An 18,992-nucleotide genomic window follows, 5' to 3' on the forward strand; every position below is an offset into this window, starting at 1 on the left:
CAAGTGCTTGGTGCACTTAACCTAATTGGGTAATGCCTAATTGATCATTTCTGATCACAAGTAACAATCCACATTGTTGCTATTCACTTTTTTGGCGATTTGTGACGCGCCAGATATGCAAGGTTAAATATAGTTTTTCATTGGTTGAGACTGTCCAGCCATATTTTTGCTTTAATAGTGCTGCGAACTTTTCCACAGCCTGATATGCTTTTTCATATTTGGTTTTGACAACTTCTAAAAGTGTCTGGTCCATTTCCTCACTATCCACAGGATCTTGCTTGTACTGTCGGATGAAGAAATAACGCAGATGTGTAATAAAACGTGTATAGTTTAATGATTCTTCATCAAGCTTAAGTTGAAAATGGTACTGCACAATTTCTATGATGCGGTTAATCACTTCCGTCATTTTCAATGTTTCTTCGATTTGCGTTTTTTTAGACTGTTGTCCATTGACGAAGTGATAGGTTAAGAATGTTTCCTCGCTTTTAGGAAGAAGTACATCAAGACGGTCAAATACAAGACGTATGGCATCCTTTGCCGCTTTGTATTCTTTTGGATATAAATTTTTCACTTCCCAACGAGTCGTATCGGCATAGTCAATACTCTCATGTGCTCGTTTGACCGCAAAATTCAAATGGTCAGCAAGTGTTAAATAGATATTATGATTAAAGGTAACCCCTAATTGGGATTCCGTTTGCTTAATGATCTCAACGGATACATCTAAAACCTCAGAATCCATATCTTTTAATACCTGTAGTAAGGGTTTTCGCGTTGGTGATTGCTCTGCTACAAACTTTCGTCTGATGCTAGCATCATCAATTGGATCCCCTTTCTTTTTTTGAAAGCCGACCCCCGTACCCATTACAATCCACTCAAGCCCAGAGGAATCTTCTACTAAAGCCACATTGTTATTAAAGGCTTTAATATATTTCAAAGGTCATTCCCCCATCTTCTAAAACGCATTCTTATCATACGGAAGTGTATTTGGAACATGGTGATGCCTGATCGAATCAGTAACAATCCATCATAATGATATATTAATGGATAAAATGTACCATGCTTCAGGATAAATGTCAAATAAGGGTGGTAGTGAGAAAATGGTAGGAAGAGTGGATGAATAGACGAAGAAAGAAAGTTCACAAAATGTTCACTTATGAGAAAAGTTGGTTCTTGTTATACTGATGATCTGTTTGATTTAGAAAGGATGGGAACTATGCCAACAAATAAAAAAGAAAGTATCATCTTCGGTCTTATGATGTGCTTTGGGATGGTCGCTGTAATGTCTACCTACAATCTCCTCATAAGTGGGAATATCCAACATTTAACCTTACAAAATATAGTTATCGAAGTCGTTTTAGGATTTATCATCGCATTATTTTTAGATTTTTTTATTGTCGGACCATTTGCTAAGAAAATAACATTAAAGCTACCTTTTGCTCATTCCAGCAAACTATTATTTGTTCTTTGTATGTCTACATTGATGATTTTCGGTATGGTATTTTTTATGTCTATGTTTGGTTTCCTCATGTCCTATTTTGGCCAAGGTTTAGAGGGGAGAAGTATGATTAGTGCTTATGGAACTATTTTTATTCGAAATGTTGTCCTGGCACTTCCATTGCAGCTATTAGTAATGGGACCAGCTGTACGATTTATCTTTTCGAAGTATTTTCAAAAGAGAGGGGTAGAGTTGTCTAGCTAGGGGAAGTAGAAAGAGAGATAATCTGATTTTCCCTTTTTCAAGGAAAAATGTATTAGGTTGATGTTATAATGGAGCTAACTTTTGAACTTCCAGCTAAGCCTTTTTATTTCGATGAAATACGCCATGATGGTGTTTTCAAATAAATTCCTATATCAAACATTCTTAGGAAGGAGAGAGTGGAATGGCGACATTAGATACCCAAGAAACGATTCGTCAGTCGATTGATCATCTTTATCAAAAGAAGGATTATCTTCCGGAATTAACAGAGGAAGAGCGTGTGAAGAGGTTTGAGTCTGCTAAGGAGGTTTTGACAACTACGGATAAAGTTATCAAGGGTTACCTTCGTGTCAGAAGAGATAACAGTCAAATTGTACGGATCCCCGCATATCGTGTTCAGCATAATAATATTGCTGGTTTTTACAAAGGGGGCATCCGTTTCCACGAGGCCGTTCAAGAAGAGGAAGTAGAAAATTTAGCGGTATTGATGACATTAAAGAATGCACTTCATCGTCTGCCTTTTGGTGGTGCGAAAGGTGGGGTAGTCATTGATCCGAATTCATTTTCGGATCGTGAATTATTTAGAGTTTCTCAAAAATATGTGCAACGCTTTGCCAATGATTTAGGCCCGACACATGACATTCCGGCACCAGATATGGGAACGAATGAACGCGTCATGGATTGGATGGTAGGGGAATACAAAACGATTCATCCCGGTCAAAATTATCAAGGCTCCTTTACTGGGAAAAGTATTATCAATGGTGGTGCGAGAGGACGTAGAGAGGCGACGGGAAAAGGTACATATTTTAGCTATTGGTGGCTTGTGGAGAAATGTGCGCGTCAGTATGAAAATCGTGTGGAAGCTATCCAGAGTGATGTTGGTAGGGAGCAGATGCAATACCTTCAGTCCCTTTATGGAAAAAGTGATCGTGGGGAGTCGATTTCCTTTGCAGTACAGGGCTTTGGTAATGTTGGTGGAGTGGCGGCATTAGAAGCTTATAAATCAAGTGATCTTCATCATCGTGTGGTTTCTGTTAGTGATGAGGGCGTCATGCTCTATCATGAGAAAGGGTTGGATATTCCTCGATTAGTTGAATTTGCTCGGGTGCATAATCATTTACCGAAAACAGAACAGCAGCTACAGGATGCGGGAGTAGAAGCAGAATTACACAATCGTGATGATATTTTGACCATCGATGTAGATGTATTATTATTAGCTGCACTTGAGGACCAGATTACTTTAAACAATGTAACAGATGTTCAAGCAAGAATTCTCATTGAAGGTGCCAATGCACCTATATCTGGAGAAGCAGATCAAGTGTTGAAAAAGTCAGGCCGAATCGTTATTCCTGACATTCTAGCCAATGCTGGTGGTGTGATTGTTTCCTATCTAGAATGGAAACAGGGGCGGATTATTGAACGGTATTCAGAAAAAGCGGTTTTTGGTGAGATGTATCAGCATATGGAAGAAAGCATGCGCGAGGTTTTTGACACCTACTTTCAAGGAGAAGATTTGAAAAGCATCCGAGACATATGTTATATCAACTCTGTGCAGCGATTATTTACCCTGCTATATCGACATGGGAAATTATATTAGAGAAATAATAACAGAACAGCTCGGCAATTGCCGGGTTTTCTTTTCGTTATATAGAGAGCTCTTATTGTGGCGCGCGAGATGGTCAGGATAGAATAGCTGTATCTAGGCGAAGTCCTTTCCCGATCGCGAGATGACCAAGAAAGATAAACATCTAATAAAAAAATCCTCCTCTTCATACGACATTAGCCGATACTATACATTAAATTAAACATATACTTATAATGTATATGTTTATATTGAGCAAAAAGGCAACCGTATGAGTTAGAGAAATTGTTCGAAGAGGCAGGGGTAGAAGTATGCGAGATAATAAAAATTTATTGCGTGACTTATTTCGTCGTGGATACAATGCATTTAAAATAAAGGACTACGAAAAAGCATATGAATTGTTCGCAGAAGCAGTTGCATTTGATCCTCAAAGTGCACAAGCGCATGCATGGCTTGCGGCTGTTTATGGACGTCAAATTGATGAAGCGTGGAGTTTGGCGGATAAAATGGATCTTTTTCAAAAAATGGAACAGAAGATTACGATTGCTCTTGAAAAGGACCCGACATTGCCACTAGCTAGAAGGATGAATGGTTCTAAACTATTAAATGCACCAGATATGCTTGGAGGAGATCCAGCTGAAGCCGCTAAAGAATTCCGTTACTGTATCGAGCAAGGAATGAATGATGGAGAAATATGGGCATCCCTTGCTAAGTGTTATCTTAAAGTGGCTGACTACAGAAAAGCAGAGGAAGCTGTAAAGAAAGCCCTAGCGATCGAGCCAGATAATGAAGAGGCATTGCAAGTATGGCAAGATGTTCAAGAGAAAAAGTAAAGCCATGAAGAAATCACCACAGCCATTGTAGCTATGGTGTTTTTTTATTGTTATTGGTTGTGAGATTAGAAAAAAGAGGTGGTTTCACCTCCCTCTATAAATATTGATTTATCAACGGTTTGAGCCGTTGTAAGGGTGTCAAAAAAATATTTTTCGACACGCCGATTAACAGTATTTTATAAACATGTGAAACTCTTACAGTAGTTGGATACGCTACGCTGTCACCACTGGATAAACCTGGTTATTAGTGGTGGGGGATAGTATGTGATGCACCATGGATCTCTGCGTAGCTTATGATGACGTACCCTCCCATGTCTCTTGGCATCTGAGTGCCTACATTCCTTCGTTCGGTCTAGTCATAAGGCAGAGGCTAGCGAAGCTCCTTTAGGGACTCGAGGTCGGATGGTGAAAATAGTGCCAGCTTCTCCGTGTCATCCTGTTGTCTAGTGCTTAGTAAAAGGGATGAGGGCGTTAGGCTACCTCTCCGAGACAAGGAATATCCTTCATCATTCGCTCTGCATCAAACGCTGTTTGCTTCGTGCTTATCCCATGTAACACCTTGAGTAGCTTACCGCAAAGTACTACTATTGATTGTTTCTTACGTAACGGGTTTTGTGTTCTATTTGTGTAATACTCATGCATTTTACGAAATGCTTCATTATGTCGAATCATTGGCATCATAACCCGGAATAGGAGGGCTCGAAGCCTTCTTCTTCCACGTTTAGAAATTCGCTTTTGCCCTTTGTGTTGACCAGAGGAATTCTCACGCAAGGTTAATCCCGCGAGCTTCATTAATTGGCGTGGATCTTGGTAGTGTGAGAAACTTCCGATTTCAGCTAATAGGTCAACGATAGTCGTATCTCCTAGTCCAGGGACCGTAGAGAGCCATTCATATTCAACAGACGTTTGTACTAACTCAATTAGTTGGCTCGTGATCGTTTCAATTTCTTCTTCTAACTGGCGAAAACGGTGAACGAGTGTGGCGATTTCAAAACGGGCCATCTGACGTCCTTCTGTGACACCAATAGACTGATTAGCGAGCTTAATTAATCGAATCGCTTTTGGTCTTTGAGGAGACTTTATCCCCTCTACTTTACGGTACAGAGAAAGTACATCCTCTGGTTGCTTCTGAACGAGGTCACTTGGAAACGGTGTACACTCAAGTGCCGCCAATGCCATCTTGCCGAATGATGGAAATACTTGAGTGAATTCAGGAAAATAGCGATCTAACCAACGAATCATTTGGTTTTTTACTGAACCTAATTCTTCCGTCAACTTCCCTCGGAAGGTAGATCCTGCACGAAGTTCGGCCTCCATGTCTTTCAAAATGCGAGGATAGCTAAATCTTCCGTCTTTCAATAGGCGCGCAATCACAAGTGCATCCTTCCGATCGTTTTTCGTTGGCAGATTATCATCTAGCTCCTTTGAACGCTTGACGTGCATAGGATTCGCCATGACAAGTGGAATTCCCACATCATCAAGGAAATAGGCAAGATTTAACCAGTAGTGCCCCGTAGGTTCAATGCCGACTAACACTTCTGTTTTGCCGAAGTTTTTCATCGCTTTAAGAATACGTTGGTAGAATGTCTCAAATCCATCATGTGATTGTTGGACAGAGAATGATTTTTGAATTACACGCCCCCGATCATCAACAAAACATGCGTAATGTGTACGCTTCGCAATGTCAATTCCAACGACGAGAGTTTGTTCGGTGACTTGATTAATTTTCTGATTTTGTTTAAAATCCATTATGGAGTCCTCCTTGGTTACAAATTAGGGGTCAATTCGGCGAGTTTTGACACCCCGTATCATACCAAGAGGGCTCTTTTTTGTTCAAGTCCCCGAAAATCCTTCTAACAGGAATGCTCTTTTTTGGTATTTTCCAAATCAAAACTTATATCAAAATTAATATAGGATAAACGGATGTTTTTGATTTGTTATGTAATGTCCATTTTGAGAAGGGATTAAAGCATTTAAAATACTATTTATCTTCAATTCTAGTATTAGAATCAATTAATATTTAAAAAGCATTTGACTAATATTACTTTTGTTTAATAGTTGACCCTAGCCAGGTTGAATGAAAGGATTCTAATCCTGTTAAAAGCTCAGACCTCTGAGCCCTAATAAACCTGTCGTTGGATGATTGATACCTTCGAGAACTAGATAACAAAAATAAAGCCTTTATTGCACGAGTTACGCCTACGTAATGAAGGTTTAATGAGTCAGAGTAGCTTTCATAATCTTCATACCTTATCCAATCATATTCAGGTAAAATGTATTGATAAAGATCTAAATGAACAACAATTTCAAATTCTAGTCCTTTTGATTTATACAAATTCATTAGTTGTATTTCGTTATCTTTTGGAGGTAAAAAATCGTTTAATTTCACTTTATTCTCTAATAAATATTCTAAATTTGTTACCGCACTATTGTTGTTAATATTGGGATAGATCTGCGAGCATATTTGTTTGAATATTAAGCTCAATTCATCGGCATTAACATTAATATCATCGACATATTCTTTTAGCTTCTTTTTAAACTTTTTTACATATCTTGTTGTTTGTTGAATAACTAAACGTTGACTGGATAACTCTCTATCTAAGAATTTGTCAATAAATTGATAAACTGTTTTATTATTATCAAATGTTAATGATAATAATTCAGTCAGTAACCCGCTACATAAAGAACGGTCATCGTCTAAAATTGTTTGTTTAAACAGTTTATGAGGAATCTTTATCTTTTCCAAAAATTTTTCAAGGGTAATATTCTTTTTTGCAAGGATACCTATTTTTGAATTATTTTTAATGTCAAATTGTTCTTTAATAACATCTAAATTATTTTGGAACCAAATTCCAATGTCACATTCATTACCTTCAATAAACACATCAAATACTCTATTGTCTTCTTTTACGGGGGATTCAGTAAATCCTAATAACTTCCTACTGTATACATCGATTGATGTATGGCACCTATGGTTAATATTCATAGGAAATTTATTGAAGTCCTTGTTGCTTAAAAGTTCCTTCAAATATTTAGCATCCTTATTTGCAAATCTAAAAATCGATTGATTTATGTCGCCAATTGCCCAACATTTAACACCAATTTCTGAGATGCGTAAAAACAATTGATATTGATTTTTCCCCGAATCTTGAAATTCATCAATAAATAAATACTTGTACCTAGCTTTGAAGTAATTCCTACATGCCTTAGAACTTAAAAAGATTAAATTTGATACCCCACCAACTAGTCTCAGGTCAAATGTTCCTTCTTTGAACCTTTTAGTAATAAAATGGATAGTACCTGGTGATAGTTCATTAATTAAACTTATATTGTTCTCTTCCAATTGATGTATTGAGTATCCATTATATTTCATAAGGATGCCATCAACTTCATCAATCATTTTTTCTATTAAGTCATCATAATACTCGTCTAGCTTCTCAACACTTAGTTTCTTATCAGATGCTCCAAAAAATCTTTTGCCAAACGGAATAATTATATTTCCTATATAGAAAGAATCTATTGTACCAAAGAAGGAATTTTTTAAGTCTTGACATAAAGTTATTGTTTTAGCTTTAAGTTCCCCACTGGCCTTATTAGTATATGAAATAGCAGAAATACCTTCATACCACCGTAAACTTTTAACAACAGAACATATTTTATGGGATATGGTTGAGGTCTTTCCACTACCGGGACCGGCGATAACGACACAATTTTCGTAACAATCAAGAATATCCTGTTGTTGTGGAGTAGGATTATACATATCGCAGCGACTCAATTACTTTCTGACATTTAAATAGTGGCTCAGCAAGTGTAGTGTCTCTAAGATTCTTCAAGCACTCAAAGTGCTGTTCGACAAAGTGAAACATAAAAGTTGATTTCTTCTTTTTCATTAGTTCAATAATGTCCTCGTCTTCTTCATCTTCGTCTAGTTTGGTTTCAAAATAACTCTTTAAATTTTCTTTTAATTCATTACAAGAATGATATAAATCCTCTTCTAGTCCAACATTGGCAAGAAAGATATTATTGTTTTTTAATTCGGTGTAAAACTCTGTATATATTTGCTCTCGGTATTCTTCATCTCGGGTTGGTAAATTTGATAATTTTCCTTCGTTTTGTTTTATAAGCTTTTCCAGTTGTTCTATATTCAAACCAGACAGTTCTTTTTTTAAAGTGGCAAAAGATATAGCTCTTTGAACTCCAGCAAGTCTATAAACTTCCTTTGGTTCTTTTTTCTTTCTAGTAACTTTAAAGTAATCGTTATCAGTCCGAACCAACCAAGTTATATTTAACGCTTCAAGTAATTCAATGTATCTTTTAAAACCAACACCTTCAACTGAAAGTATACTAATGTTTAACTTGTCTAAATCAACATTTATTTGATTAGCTAACGCTTTATAAAATATGACTTCAGAAGAACCCTCTACCAACAATACACAATCTGAAAAATAAACTTCTGAGGATAATGCATTTGATCGAAATTCCAAACCCTTAATCTTTCCTGCTACCTCATGTGAAACCCCACCCCTTGCTGCAACAGTTGATTTATCTATGGATGAATACAATCTTACTATTGAATACGGGTCAAATTCAGTTGCAATATATGGAGAATGAGAGGTCAAAATTACTTGTGTATCCAAGTGCTGCACCAGGTATTCAGACAATTTTCTTTGTTGATGAGGATGTAAATGTGCTTCAGGTTCCTCAATACAGAAAATCGAAACCTCCTCAGCTTGGTCACCTGCTTTTTGCAGTTCGTTTAACGCAGCCCATAAAGCAATAAATGCCTGATTCTTCTTTCCATCTCCACCCACCTGAATAGATTGGTCATTTATGTATGAAAGCAGTTGTACCTTTTTAAATAGGTCCTTACTATTTGGAACATCAATACCTAACTTTATTTCCTGTGATACGTGGTGTTCAGCCAAATCGGCAAGGGTAGTATTTAATTTCTCGCCAGCTGATTTAACATAAGATAAACTATCAATTTGTTCTTGTACATCATTCATGAAAGTTCTAACTTGTTCCATGTAACCATTGTCAATCGAGGTTTGTTCCTCTGTTCTTATACTTTTTAATACTTCTAATAACTTGTTTTTTTGACTTCTCAGGAAGTTGTCGATATTTCGACTCGCCCCTACGTATTTTAAGTTTAGTACCTTCAAATAGAATCTGCTTTGAAGTTCTTCTAATAATTCAAGAGATGGCCCGGCTTTAATTTCAAACTTCTTAGTCCCTCCTGGTGTGTCTCTTGTTGCATAGTAACCCAAATAAAGCTCCCCTGTACTATCATTTATATATTGACCAAGTTTTGCCCAAATACATTCTTCTTCAATTTCATTAAAAATAAGTATAATTTCAAAGGAATTATACTCGGTAAATGCGCAGAAATCCTCATCAGCAGGTTCTATATCATTTTCTGACAAAGTTTTGTCTAGCAAAAGTCTTATAGCATCAATTAAATTTGATTTACCTACATCATTCGCACCAATAATGAGAGATTTTTTATTAAAATTAATCTCTGCACTTGAAAAATTACGATAGTTTCTTAACATAACCTTTGATAACTTCATAGAATCAACCCCTCATTTCTCCCCCAATTATATCCATATATTATCATTAAGTGTTAATTAACAAAAAATTTTTCTGTTTCTTTTAAACTAATTCCTTTTGCTGCTTTGAAAAAAAGCTTGATCAAATAAAAAAGAGTAGCTTAATGCTACCCCTATAAATCCCTACTCTTTCCTATACAAAGCTATTACTTTTCTATTTTTCTTTTCCCACTCTTCATCTCTTAACATAGGAATTTTAAATTCTTATTCCATATCTGTCATTAAGTCCGATAATTCCATATCCTTTTCCCTTTAATTTAAATCGTTAGAATGTAAAAATTCCTCATATCGTTGGTTATACTCGTTTAATGTCATTAGTTCGTTACCTCCCTCTTCTTCTTAGCGCGAATAAGCGTACTTTTAGAAATTCCGGTTGTTTCCTCTACCTCTTTGTAGGAATGTGTTTGTAGTAGCTTTAATGCATGTTCTACTTGTTTCTTAGTGAACTTGTTCGGTCGTCCTTCTCTAAAGTCCTCACGTTGTTTGGCAATCGCCTTTCCTTCTTGAGTACGTTCTACAATCATATCCCTTTCAAATTCTGCAAAGGCACTCATAACATTGAATACTAGCTTTCCTGTTGGAGTATTTTCCACTAGTCCCATATTTAGAATATGAACCTTAACTCCTTTATCAAATAACCCCTTCACTGTTTGGATAGCGTCTACAGTGGATCTTGCGAACCTATCCAACTTTGTTATTACTAAAGTATCCCCCTCTTCTAGTAAAGAAAGCAACTCTTTAAATTTTGGTCTGTCTGCTTTAGTTCCAGTAAATTTCTCCGAATAGATTTTATCGCAGCCTTCCTTTTCCAATGCTTGTAATTGTAATTCTAAATCTTGATGAACTGTTGAAACTCTAGCGTATCCGTATTTCATTATGTATTTTCCCCTTTTTATCGCTTGAATTATGACACTAAGATATGACACCGTTCAATGCCTTGATAATACAGTATTATGTCACTTTGAACGGTATTTTGCGCATATTTTAAATACTATTTTGCACGAGATGAAATATAAAAATCTATCTTCATGTAAAAGATAGATTTTAATAATTACTTGATTCCGATAACTAAACTGTCTCGTGCAGCTTCAACAACTTCTGTTGTAATGGTTTCAAGATTATTAATTTCAAGTATCCTTTCAATCTGGGTGAAGAGTCTTTGTATAAGCCTGAAGTTTCCTCCAGTAATCTTAATAATACTAGTTATTGCTTCGTAATCAGAAAAATCTTCAAGTTTTATAGAAAGTCCTAACTCTTCCCATTTATACTCCAAAATATGATGAGCTTCATCTTTACTGAGTTTATCAAACTCATGGGCAAATCCAATTCTGGAATAAAGTTGAGGATATCGAGCTAATCTTTTCTCAATTCCAGGCATTCCGATCAATATCATTGCTAAGTCATTTCGATCATATAAATCCCTTAGTTGTTCCAATTTCATGGAAAAAGTGGATGTCCCCTTGGAATGTTTTTTTCTTGTTATCCTGTTTCCTTTTCCACATATGAACCTCCACTATGTAATGAACTAGTAGTCTTAGTATGTGGAAAATATTCCAGAATATGTGAGAGAGGATTTTGGCATAAAAAAGCAACCCCATTTGTTATTGAGGGGCAGTCCAAGATAAGAGAGATTTTTTATATTGTTTCTCTATCTAAATGTTTAATTATGTTGTTTATAAAGGTGATTTTCTCCTTAATAATTCTTTAAAGTTCAGGATTTTCACATAGAAGCATTTCTTCCTTTAGTTTCTCAATATGACTACTAAACAATTGTAACTCGGAGTAATATTTCCCTTCATGGATATTATGAAGGAGAATAGATAAATTAAAACGGTTTTAACAAAAGTTTTGAATTAACCTCTCAGACATTTTTATTTTAATCTTTTTCATTGTTTAGTAATTTATTCTCCTTGTCTTACTGTTTTAAATATTTATAAATAAATTATTTGAATTAGCAACTAAGTTTATCTAACTCCAGTTTCAATCATATAAACCCCTGTTTTCTAAGAGGAAATTTACTGTAACATTTTTTATAGAATTAGTAGATAATGTATAATTTTTTAATTGTTGTGGTTTAACCCTATCATGGAAAAGTATATTTTTTAGATTATATACGTCAATTTCCTTATCAATTCCATTTTGATAAGTGAACCTTATTTCTTTTTCAATTTGTTTTGTTACTAATTCTTCTATTTTTTTTGAGGAAAGGTGTTCTTCTAAATCTGTTAATTCTCCTTTTGCATCAACATGTATGTTAAAATGGAACTTTTCACCATCCCTAACAACATTTATTTTTACAGATGGTGACGTTATTCTTACAACACCTTTTATTTCATTGTCCTCAATAATATCTACTGGTGTACGTTTAATCTTTGTTTGCGTCCATCTAAGACCAATAAGCTCTTCATAAGACATCCACTCTCTATAGTTTCCTTCACTCACAGGAAAAGCACCATTTATTTTTAGGGTGTTTTTAGTCTTTGGTTCTGTAGTTAATTCCTTCCAATCGTTTTCGTCAATTGAAATTGAAGGCAGTAAAGCAGTCCCCCCTGGCTCGCTATAAATCGAAGTAAATTTATGCAAACGCATCGGTTTAATATACGAATATTGATTATATGCATCTGTTGGCTCATATAAGATGGTATATATTGGAGGCAGTTGGAAAAAACCAGTAGAGCTAAGTATTTTTTCAATTGACTCTTTTGTTCCAAACATCCATGGTGTTGGACGAAATTCTCCATTTTTCTTTAAGGATTCCACCACTTTTTTTATACCTTTTTCCAAAATAGACTCTGTATAGATAATTGCTCCTATATGTGACCAGTTTACTGTTTTTTGGGATGTTCGATATAAATCGAAAATAGCATCATTAATTGTATGACCTGAACCATTGCCTATGTATAGTGGTATGGGTTGTCCCGATTTGCCATCTTCGGATTTAGCTACATTGGAAAAATCAAGTATTTGGGCATAAATTATATATTTTTCATCTTTATAGTCAATTGCAATTGCTGAGACGAAATTCACTTCTTCAATTTCGTATTCATCCCAGCACCCTGTTAAAATCAGTAATACGAATCCTATCAGTGGGATTACCATTAATTGTTTCATTTTTATTCATCTCCTTGTCGATCAGTATCATTTGTGTCAAGGATCTTTGCGCGTTCATCTTGTTGTGCAACTGGGTATTTCAGTAAAGATTTAGAAAAATCATTTTTTACATATGGTGAGACTGGACTTAAATAAGGAATACCAAATGATTCTAGCTTTGCAAGGTAGCCAAGTGTTAAATAGACACTGATAAAAAAGCCAAACATTCCTAGAACAGAAGAAAGAAAAATTGAAAAGAATCGTATAATTGTAACTGTCCCATAAAGAGCTTGATTACCTAGTGTAAAGGTTGAAACAGCAGTAATTGCAGAAACAACTAACATAGTTGGAGATGTTAAACCTGCTTGAATTGCTGCGTCACCTACGATTAGTCCACCTACAACTGCTATGGTTTGACCAACTGCCTTTGGCAATCGGACACCTGCTTCGCGAAATAACTCAAATAGGCTTAGCATTAATAATACTTCTACTGCTGAACTAAAAGGTATACCTAATCTAGAAGATGCTATTGTTGCTAGTAACGGAAATGGAATTTGGTCTCCATTAAATGCAGATAACGCAACCCAAAAAGCAGGTAAAAATAAGGACAACATTAACCCCAAAAGTCTAAGTAAAAGTTCCAAAGAAGCATAGTAATATGGAGTATGTTCATCCTCAGCAGTATGGAGAAACAATCCCAAATTACCTGGTGCAATTAATACGTTGGGAACATTATCAATAAAAATAGCAAATCTTCCTCTAACAAGACTACTGACAACACCATCTGGACGAGATACAGATTTCATTAATGGAAAAAGAGAATACTTAGAACCACCAAGAAGACCCAGTAATTGGTTGTCGCTGTTTATAATATCTATATCAATATTAGTTAAACGGTGAGTGACTTCTTTAATCATCTTTTTATTTTGTATATCTGTTATGTAAACTAATCGAACTTGTGTTTGACTTCTTTTACCAAGAGTAAAAGACTTTGTTACAAGAGAATTCGATTTAAGCCTTTTCCGTACTAAAGCGATGTTTGTACTCAAATCTTCAACAAAAGCGTCTCTTGGACCACGCAATGATACCTCAGTATGAGATTCTTCTGGTGATCTTTTTGGCGGACTGGATGTATTAAAGAAATATAAATTTTCAGCAATCAATATTGCTGTATAGCCATTAAAAATTTTCTCTTGGAGTGTATTGTCAACATTTATTTCATGATTGCGCAACGTAATACGTTCGGAACAATTTATATTTTCTACACCTTTTTGTCCATCACGGTAGTATTTGTCTTGAATGTCTGGGAGTATACTATTTATTAATAATTTATGTTCAATTAAACCATTGCAGTAGATAATAAGCATTTGTTCCTTTTTATTATTTGCATATAAGTGTTGTTTCTCAATGGATACGTCTGTTGAATGTTGGAAAAGATTCGTAATATACTGTTCCTTTTTTTTATAATTATCTCTTCTCATCTGTAGACACCCTGTTCGTTGAAATTTTAATTAAAAAGGCAATAAAGACTGTGATAAAAACACCAAAAAAGATACTTCCAATGTAATAAAAACGTGATAAAAAGATAAAGAATTCTTCATTTGAAATAGGCAATGTAATAACAATTAGATAGATAACACAAATAAAGGCTTGGATATAAAAGCGCTGTTTTTTCTTTTTAATTTTAAAGGGTTGCGTAATCATATATAAAATCATACTTATATGGATAAAAGTACCGGATAACCATTGATAAATGGAAAAAAAATCGAGATGATTGAAATAATTACCTATCCCTAAGATACGCCACTGAAAAAAGGCAGGATATCTCAATTTCCCTGCTTCCTCTACTCCAAAAGTTGAGATACTGCCAAGTAGTGGTCCGACAGTTAGAATGGATAAAAAAGTGATGAGAAGTAAAATGTGTAAAAACTTCAGTTTCCTATCGACGTGATGCTGTAAAAATATCAGTAAAATTATTTCAATGGCTGAACCAAATGCAAAAAGCGAACCATGAAACACTTCCTTCCACCCATTCTCCACTAATACAGGTGTAATAAGTGTATAGTTTTTATCAGGAGTGGTACCAATTGCGACAAACAAACCCAATATAATAACTAATGGAAGTACAACACCTGCGCAAATGGCAATTACATTTATCTTCCCGTATGAAATATAAATGGATGCAGTTAGAATGAATAAAGATACCACTACTACGGGTGTATTAAACAAAAAAGTTTCATTTATCCACAATACCGTTTCTTTTAAAGTAATAAAACCAGTAATAGACAAATAAATGAACAATAAAAAAGCAATTGTTCGACTAAGCAGTCTGGAATATGTAGATGATATCCATTCAAAAATAGATACTGATTGAAATTTCCTTGTAACATACAATAATAATAAGGAGAACAAAAGGGTAAATATATAACCAATAATTACACTTATCCATGCATCACGACCTGCAGCATTAATTAAAAATGGGATAACAATGACATGATTAGTTAACCCCATACTTAATAAAAAAATCGCAAAAAGCTGTATGATGTTGATTTTTGTCATCAAAAAACTCCCTATAAAATCTATTTATAATATTATATTGGCTAAATTACTTAAGACTATTCGCATTCTCCGATTTTAAACAAATATTATATAATGATATTTTTTGGAGAGACCTACATTTCAAAAACGAATGTTTTTGAGACGTTTTTACTATGAATATTAAATAGCTCAAAGCCATAAGAAATATTGTCTTTAAAGATTGCTCAAAATCTATGTTTCATATACCACCCTTTATGATATAATTATATTGAAAAGGTGGTATTTTTTTATGAGTCAGTACATTTATGGTTATGCTCGAGTAAGTACTCGTCAGCAAGATTTAGCACGGCAATTAGATTTATTAGAAAAATATAATTGTAATGAAATTCTTACAGAAAAAATGACAGGAACAAAATCAAACCGACCAGAGCTAAATCGTCTAAAAGACAAATTGAGACCTGGGGATATTGTTGTAGTAGAAAGTTTTTCAAGATTAGGTAGAAGCACAAAAGACTTAATCGATCTAGTTAATTACTTTGAAGAGAAAAATGTAAAATTAATCAGTGTGAAAGAAAATTTTGATGCTACCACCCCGCAAGGGAGGTTAATGATGACTGTTTTTCAAGCTTTTAGCCAGTTCGAACGAGATTTGATTGTTGAACGAACTAAAGAGGGGCTAAAAAGTGCTAGAGCAAGAGGAAGAAAAGGAGGACGACCAAAAGTAGGAACTAAAGATATTACAAAAGCCATTAATCTTTATAATACTAGAGAATACAGCGTTAAAGAAATTGTAGAAATGACTGGTATAAGTAGAGCCACTCTATATCGATATTTAAACAATGACAACAATTAGAGGAACTAATAGCATTAGCTTCATTAATTAAAAGGAGCTGTTTCTATATGGGAAAAGAACTTCCATCATTGACTTCGTATTCAGAAGAGCAGAGACAAATAGCTATGGAAAAATACAGGTTAATTGAGCCATATATTAACCGTGAGAAAAACTTGAAAGCTATTGCTGAGGAATCTGGTGTTTCAAAACGTACACTTCACTATTGGGTTAGTAAGTATCAGCAATTTGGATTAATTGGATTGATTCGAAAGAGTCGAACAGATTCTGGAATATTTAAAGTGGAAAATGAAGTACAAGAAGAGATTAAGAATTTAATACTTAGTCACAAAAGAAATTCAGTCACTTCTATTCATAGGAAGATTTGTGAGACATGCAAAAAGAATAATTGGAAGCAACCCAGTTACTATCAGGTTTATGCTATTTCAAAGTCTTTATCACAAGGACTAAAAAAACTAGCTTATGAAGGAAAAAAAGAATATCAAAACACTTATGATTTAATTCACCGACGAGAGGCTAGTTATCCTAATCAAATTTGGCAAGCTGATCATACCCCATTAGATATAATTGTTTTAAATGAAAAGGGAAAACCGGAAAGACCTTGGCTAACAATTATTTTAGATGACTATAGTCGAGCAGTTGCTGGATATTTTTTAACTTTTCAAGACCCGTCTGCTATACAAACATCTTTAGTTTTGCACCAAGCAATATGGAGAAAAAGAAACCCCGATTGGCAAATATGTGGTATCCCTGAAAAGTTTTATACAGATCATGGAAGTGACTTTACCTCCAATCATTTGGAACAAGTAGCAATTGATTTAAAAATTAATCTTGTTTTTTCTACAGTAGGAGTTCCAAGAGGGCGTGGGAAAATTGAAAGATTCTTTTTAACTATTAATCAGTTGTTTCTACAAGATTTACCTGGATATATTGGAAATCAGCACAGCCCTGCTCTTCTTACTCTTAAAGAACTTGATGATAAATTATCAAATTTCATTATATATAATTATCATCATAGGGTTCACGGTACAACAAAAAAAGAACCCATCAAAGCTTGGAATAATTCTGGATTCCTCCCCAATATGCCAGATAGTTTGGAAAGCCTAGATTTATTATTGTTAAATGTAGCAAAACCGAGGAAGGTTCATTCGGATGGTATTCACTTCCAAGGTTTAAGGTATATAGATACAAATCTAGCTGCATATATTGGTGAAACAGTCATTATTCGTTATGATCCAAGGGATATTGCAGAGATTCGAGTGTTCTATCAAGACAAATACTTATGTACTGCTATTTCCCCTGAGATATCTGATTACCAAGTAGATTTAAAAGATATTGTTTCCGCACGAAATAAGGTGCGTAAAAATCTCAATAAGCAAATTGATACCAGAAGAACTGTTGCAGAAGAAATTGCTTTATCACAGCAAAAAGATTTGGAGAACAAGTCGAATAAATCTGATTCTAAAAAGTCAAAACTCAAGAGGTATTTCAATGAATAAATCACAGAAGTTTATTGAAACAAAAGAGTATAAAAGATTTGCAGAGTTTTGTGATGCTTGTATCAAATATAAATATATAGGAATTTGTTACGGACTACCGGGAGTAGGAAAAACGTTATCCTCAAGATATTATTCAAACTGGGATTATATCGAAAAACAAATAGATTATAAATATAAGAAAAAAATTGGTTTAGATACAGATGAAAGGATTCTTAAAGCTAGAACAATTTTTTATACAGCGCCAGCAATACGTGCTACTAAAATGACTGACGAAATTAGTATTATTGGTGGTAAAATGGGTATGACTAAAGCTATTTATAAGGTAAATAACGGAGGGGAAGAAGAATATTCTACTGATACTTATGAAGATATTGATCTTATAATTGTTGACGAAATAGATCGATTAAAAGTGCAAAATTTGGAACAACTAAGGGATTTATATGATCGAAATGACTTAGCAATGATATTGATCGGAATGCCTGGAATTGAGAAAAGATTAGCTCGATATCCTCAACTTTATTCCAGAATTGGATTTGCCCATGAGTTTGATAAACTCAGTAAAGATGAAGCTCATCATATTTTGGAGTATAAATGGGAAGAGTTAGGACTTTCTATAAAACTTGAAGATTTTTCTGATTACGAAGCAATAACTAGTATTATTAAGATTACTGGAGGAAACTTCAGGCTTATACAAAGACTCTTCACCCAGATTGAAAGGATACTTGAAATTAATAATCTTGAAACCATTACAACAGAAGTTGTTGAAGCTGCACGAGACAGTTTAGTTATCGGAATCAAGTAATTATTAAAATCTATCTTTTACATGAAGATAGATTTTTATATTTCATCTCGTGCAAAATAGTATTTAAAATATGCGCAAAATACCGTTCAAAGTGACAGTATTAGATAAATAGTGTCAAAACTTTTAAGTTATAACACTTAAACAAAGCACCTTTCTTTCAAATTATAAAATGTTATAATCTTAGTACATTGTTAATCTTAGGATGTAGTGGATTATGTATGCCTTGTTCTACTGTATCCCAAATGTATTACCAATGCCGGTAGATTCGTCGGAGGTGGCACGTAGCGCATACATACTACGTAAACACGCCCTCCTCTAAAGGGTGGATCTGGCAATGAAGATAAGGATATCTCTTAATATCTGGATTTCATTTGAAACAATTACATTTAGAGATTTTTTTCTGTTTCTGAGCACCGTAATTAGCTATATAAATATATAGCTAAAAGAAGAGTCGCTTTTTTTAAAAGTGACTCTTCTTTATTTATGTATTGTA

General features: G+C 34.5%; 13 protein-coding genes and 2 pseudogenes. 6 read left to right on the forward strand and 9 right to left on the reverse strand.

The features are described from left to right. Positions 1 to 79: 79 nt before the first annotated feature. The gene (locus ACZ5N5_RS06430) at positions 80 to 934 is read right to left on the reverse strand and encodes a PRD domain-containing protein (RefSeq protein ID WP_464373483.1); all 855 of its coding nucleotides are present in this window, start codon (positions 932 to 934) and stop codon (positions 80 to 82) included. 279 nt (positions 935 to 1,213) lie between these two features. On the opposite strand from ACZ5N5_RS06430, the gene ACZ5N5_RS06435 reads away from it, so the two are divergent. The 3 genes from ACZ5N5_RS06435 (at position 1,214) to ACZ5N5_RS06445 (ending at position 4,111) form a co-directional block, all read left to right on the forward strand. Next, positions 1,214 to 1,699: a DUF2798 domain-containing protein gene (locus ACZ5N5_RS06435; protein WP_277678856.1), complete on the forward strand. Its 486-nt coding sequence runs from the start codon at positions 1,214 to 1,216 to the stop codon at positions 1,697 to 1,699. 181 nt (positions 1,700 to 1,880) lie between these two features. Then, positions 1,881 to 3,293: a Glu/Leu/Phe/Val family dehydrogenase gene (locus ACZ5N5_RS06440; RefSeq protein WP_464373484.1), complete on the forward strand. Its 1,413-nt coding sequence runs from the start codon at positions 1,881 to 1,883 to the stop codon at positions 3,291 to 3,293. 296 nt (positions 3,294 to 3,589) lie between these two features. Beyond that, the gene (locus ACZ5N5_RS06445) at positions 3,590 to 4,111 is read left to right on the forward strand and encodes a tetratricopeptide repeat protein (RefSeq protein WP_464373485.1); all 522 of its coding nucleotides are present in this window, start codon (positions 3,590 to 3,592) and stop codon (positions 4,109 to 4,111) included. Positions 4,112 to 4,582: 471 nt separating this feature from the next. Here ACZ5N5_RS06445 and ACZ5N5_RS06450 read toward each other — a convergent pair whose 3' ends face one another. From ACZ5N5_RS06450 to ACZ5N5_RS06485, 8 genes and pseudogenes are all read right to left on the reverse strand, one after another. After that, complete coding sequence (locus ACZ5N5_RS06450) at positions 4,583 to 5,860, reverse strand: IS110 family RNA-guided transposase (protein WP_464373486.1); 1,278 nt, start codon at positions 5,858 to 5,860, stop codon at positions 4,583 to 4,585. 292 nt (positions 5,861 to 6,152) lie between these two features. Further along, positions 6,153 to 7,871 (reverse strand): UvrD-helicase domain-containing protein, encoded by a 1,719-nt coding sequence (locus tag ACZ5N5_RS06455; RefSeq protein ID WP_464373487.1) that lies wholly within the window; start codon positions 7,869 to 7,871, stop codon positions 6,153 to 6,155. Continuing rightward, positions 7,864 to 9,681: an ATP-dependent nuclease gene (locus tag ACZ5N5_RS06460; RefSeq protein ID WP_464373488.1), complete on the reverse strand. Its 1,818-nt coding sequence runs from the start codon at positions 9,679 to 9,681 to the stop codon at positions 7,864 to 7,866. The genes ACZ5N5_RS06455 and ACZ5N5_RS06460 overlap by 8 nt, the downstream gene beginning before the upstream one ends. Positions 9,682 to 10,034: 353 nt before the next feature. Then, positions 10,035 to 10,595: a recombinase family protein gene (locus ACZ5N5_RS06465; protein WP_054789007.1), complete on the reverse strand. Its 561-nt coding sequence runs from the start codon at positions 10,593 to 10,595 to the stop codon at positions 10,035 to 10,037. Positions 10,596 to 10,771: 176 nt separating this feature from the next. After that, positions 10,772 to 11,155: pseudogene (locus tag ACZ5N5_RS06470) on the reverse strand (TniB family NTP-binding protein); the annotation flags it as partial. A gap of 545 nt (positions 11,156 to 11,700) precedes the next feature. Continuing rightward, positions 11,701 to 12,831: a Ger(x)C family spore germination protein gene (locus tag ACZ5N5_RS06475; protein WP_464373489.1), complete on the reverse strand. Its 1,131-nt coding sequence runs from the start codon at positions 12,829 to 12,831 to the stop codon at positions 11,701 to 11,703. A gap of 2 nt (positions 12,832 to 12,833) precedes the next feature. Further along, entirely contained in the window at positions 12,834 to 14,291 is a 1,458-nt protein-coding gene (locus ACZ5N5_RS06480; protein ID WP_464373490.1) for a spore germination protein, read from the reverse strand. Beyond that, positions 14,278 to 15,369 carry a GerAB/ArcD/ProY family transporter gene (locus tag ACZ5N5_RS06485; RefSeq protein ID WP_464373491.1) on the reverse strand — a complete coding sequence of 364 codons (1,092 nt, stop codon included), beginning with the start codon at positions 15,367 to 15,369 and terminating at the stop codon, positions 14,278 to 14,280. Before ACZ5N5_RS06485 ends, ACZ5N5_RS06480 begins: the two co-directional genes overlap by 14 nt. A 268-nt stretch (positions 15,370 to 15,637) precedes the next feature. On the opposite strand from ACZ5N5_RS06485, the pseudogene ACZ5N5_RS06490 reads away from it, so the two are divergent. The 3 genes and pseudogenes from ACZ5N5_RS06490 to ACZ5N5_RS06500 all read left to right on the forward strand — a co-directional run. Beyond that, positions 15,638 to 16,183 (forward strand): annotated as a pseudogene (locus tag ACZ5N5_RS06490) (recombinase family protein); the annotation flags it as partial. A 65-nt stretch (positions 16,184 to 16,248) separates the two neighbouring features. Then, positions 16,249 to 17,697, forward strand: coding sequence for a Mu transposase C-terminal domain-containing protein (locus tag ACZ5N5_RS06495; protein WP_035197639.1), 1,449 nt, complete (start codon positions 16,249 to 16,251; stop codon positions 17,695 to 17,697). Then, positions 17,690 to 18,499 (forward strand): AAA family ATPase, encoded by an 810-nt coding sequence (locus ACZ5N5_RS06500; RefSeq protein ID WP_035197641.1) that lies wholly within the window; start codon positions 17,690 to 17,692, stop codon positions 18,497 to 18,499. Before ACZ5N5_RS06495 ends, ACZ5N5_RS06500 begins: the two co-directional genes overlap by 8 nt. Positions 18,500 to 18,992: the final 493 nt, after the last annotated feature.

Source organism: Gracilibacillus sp. JCM 18966 (assembly GCF_055392695.1).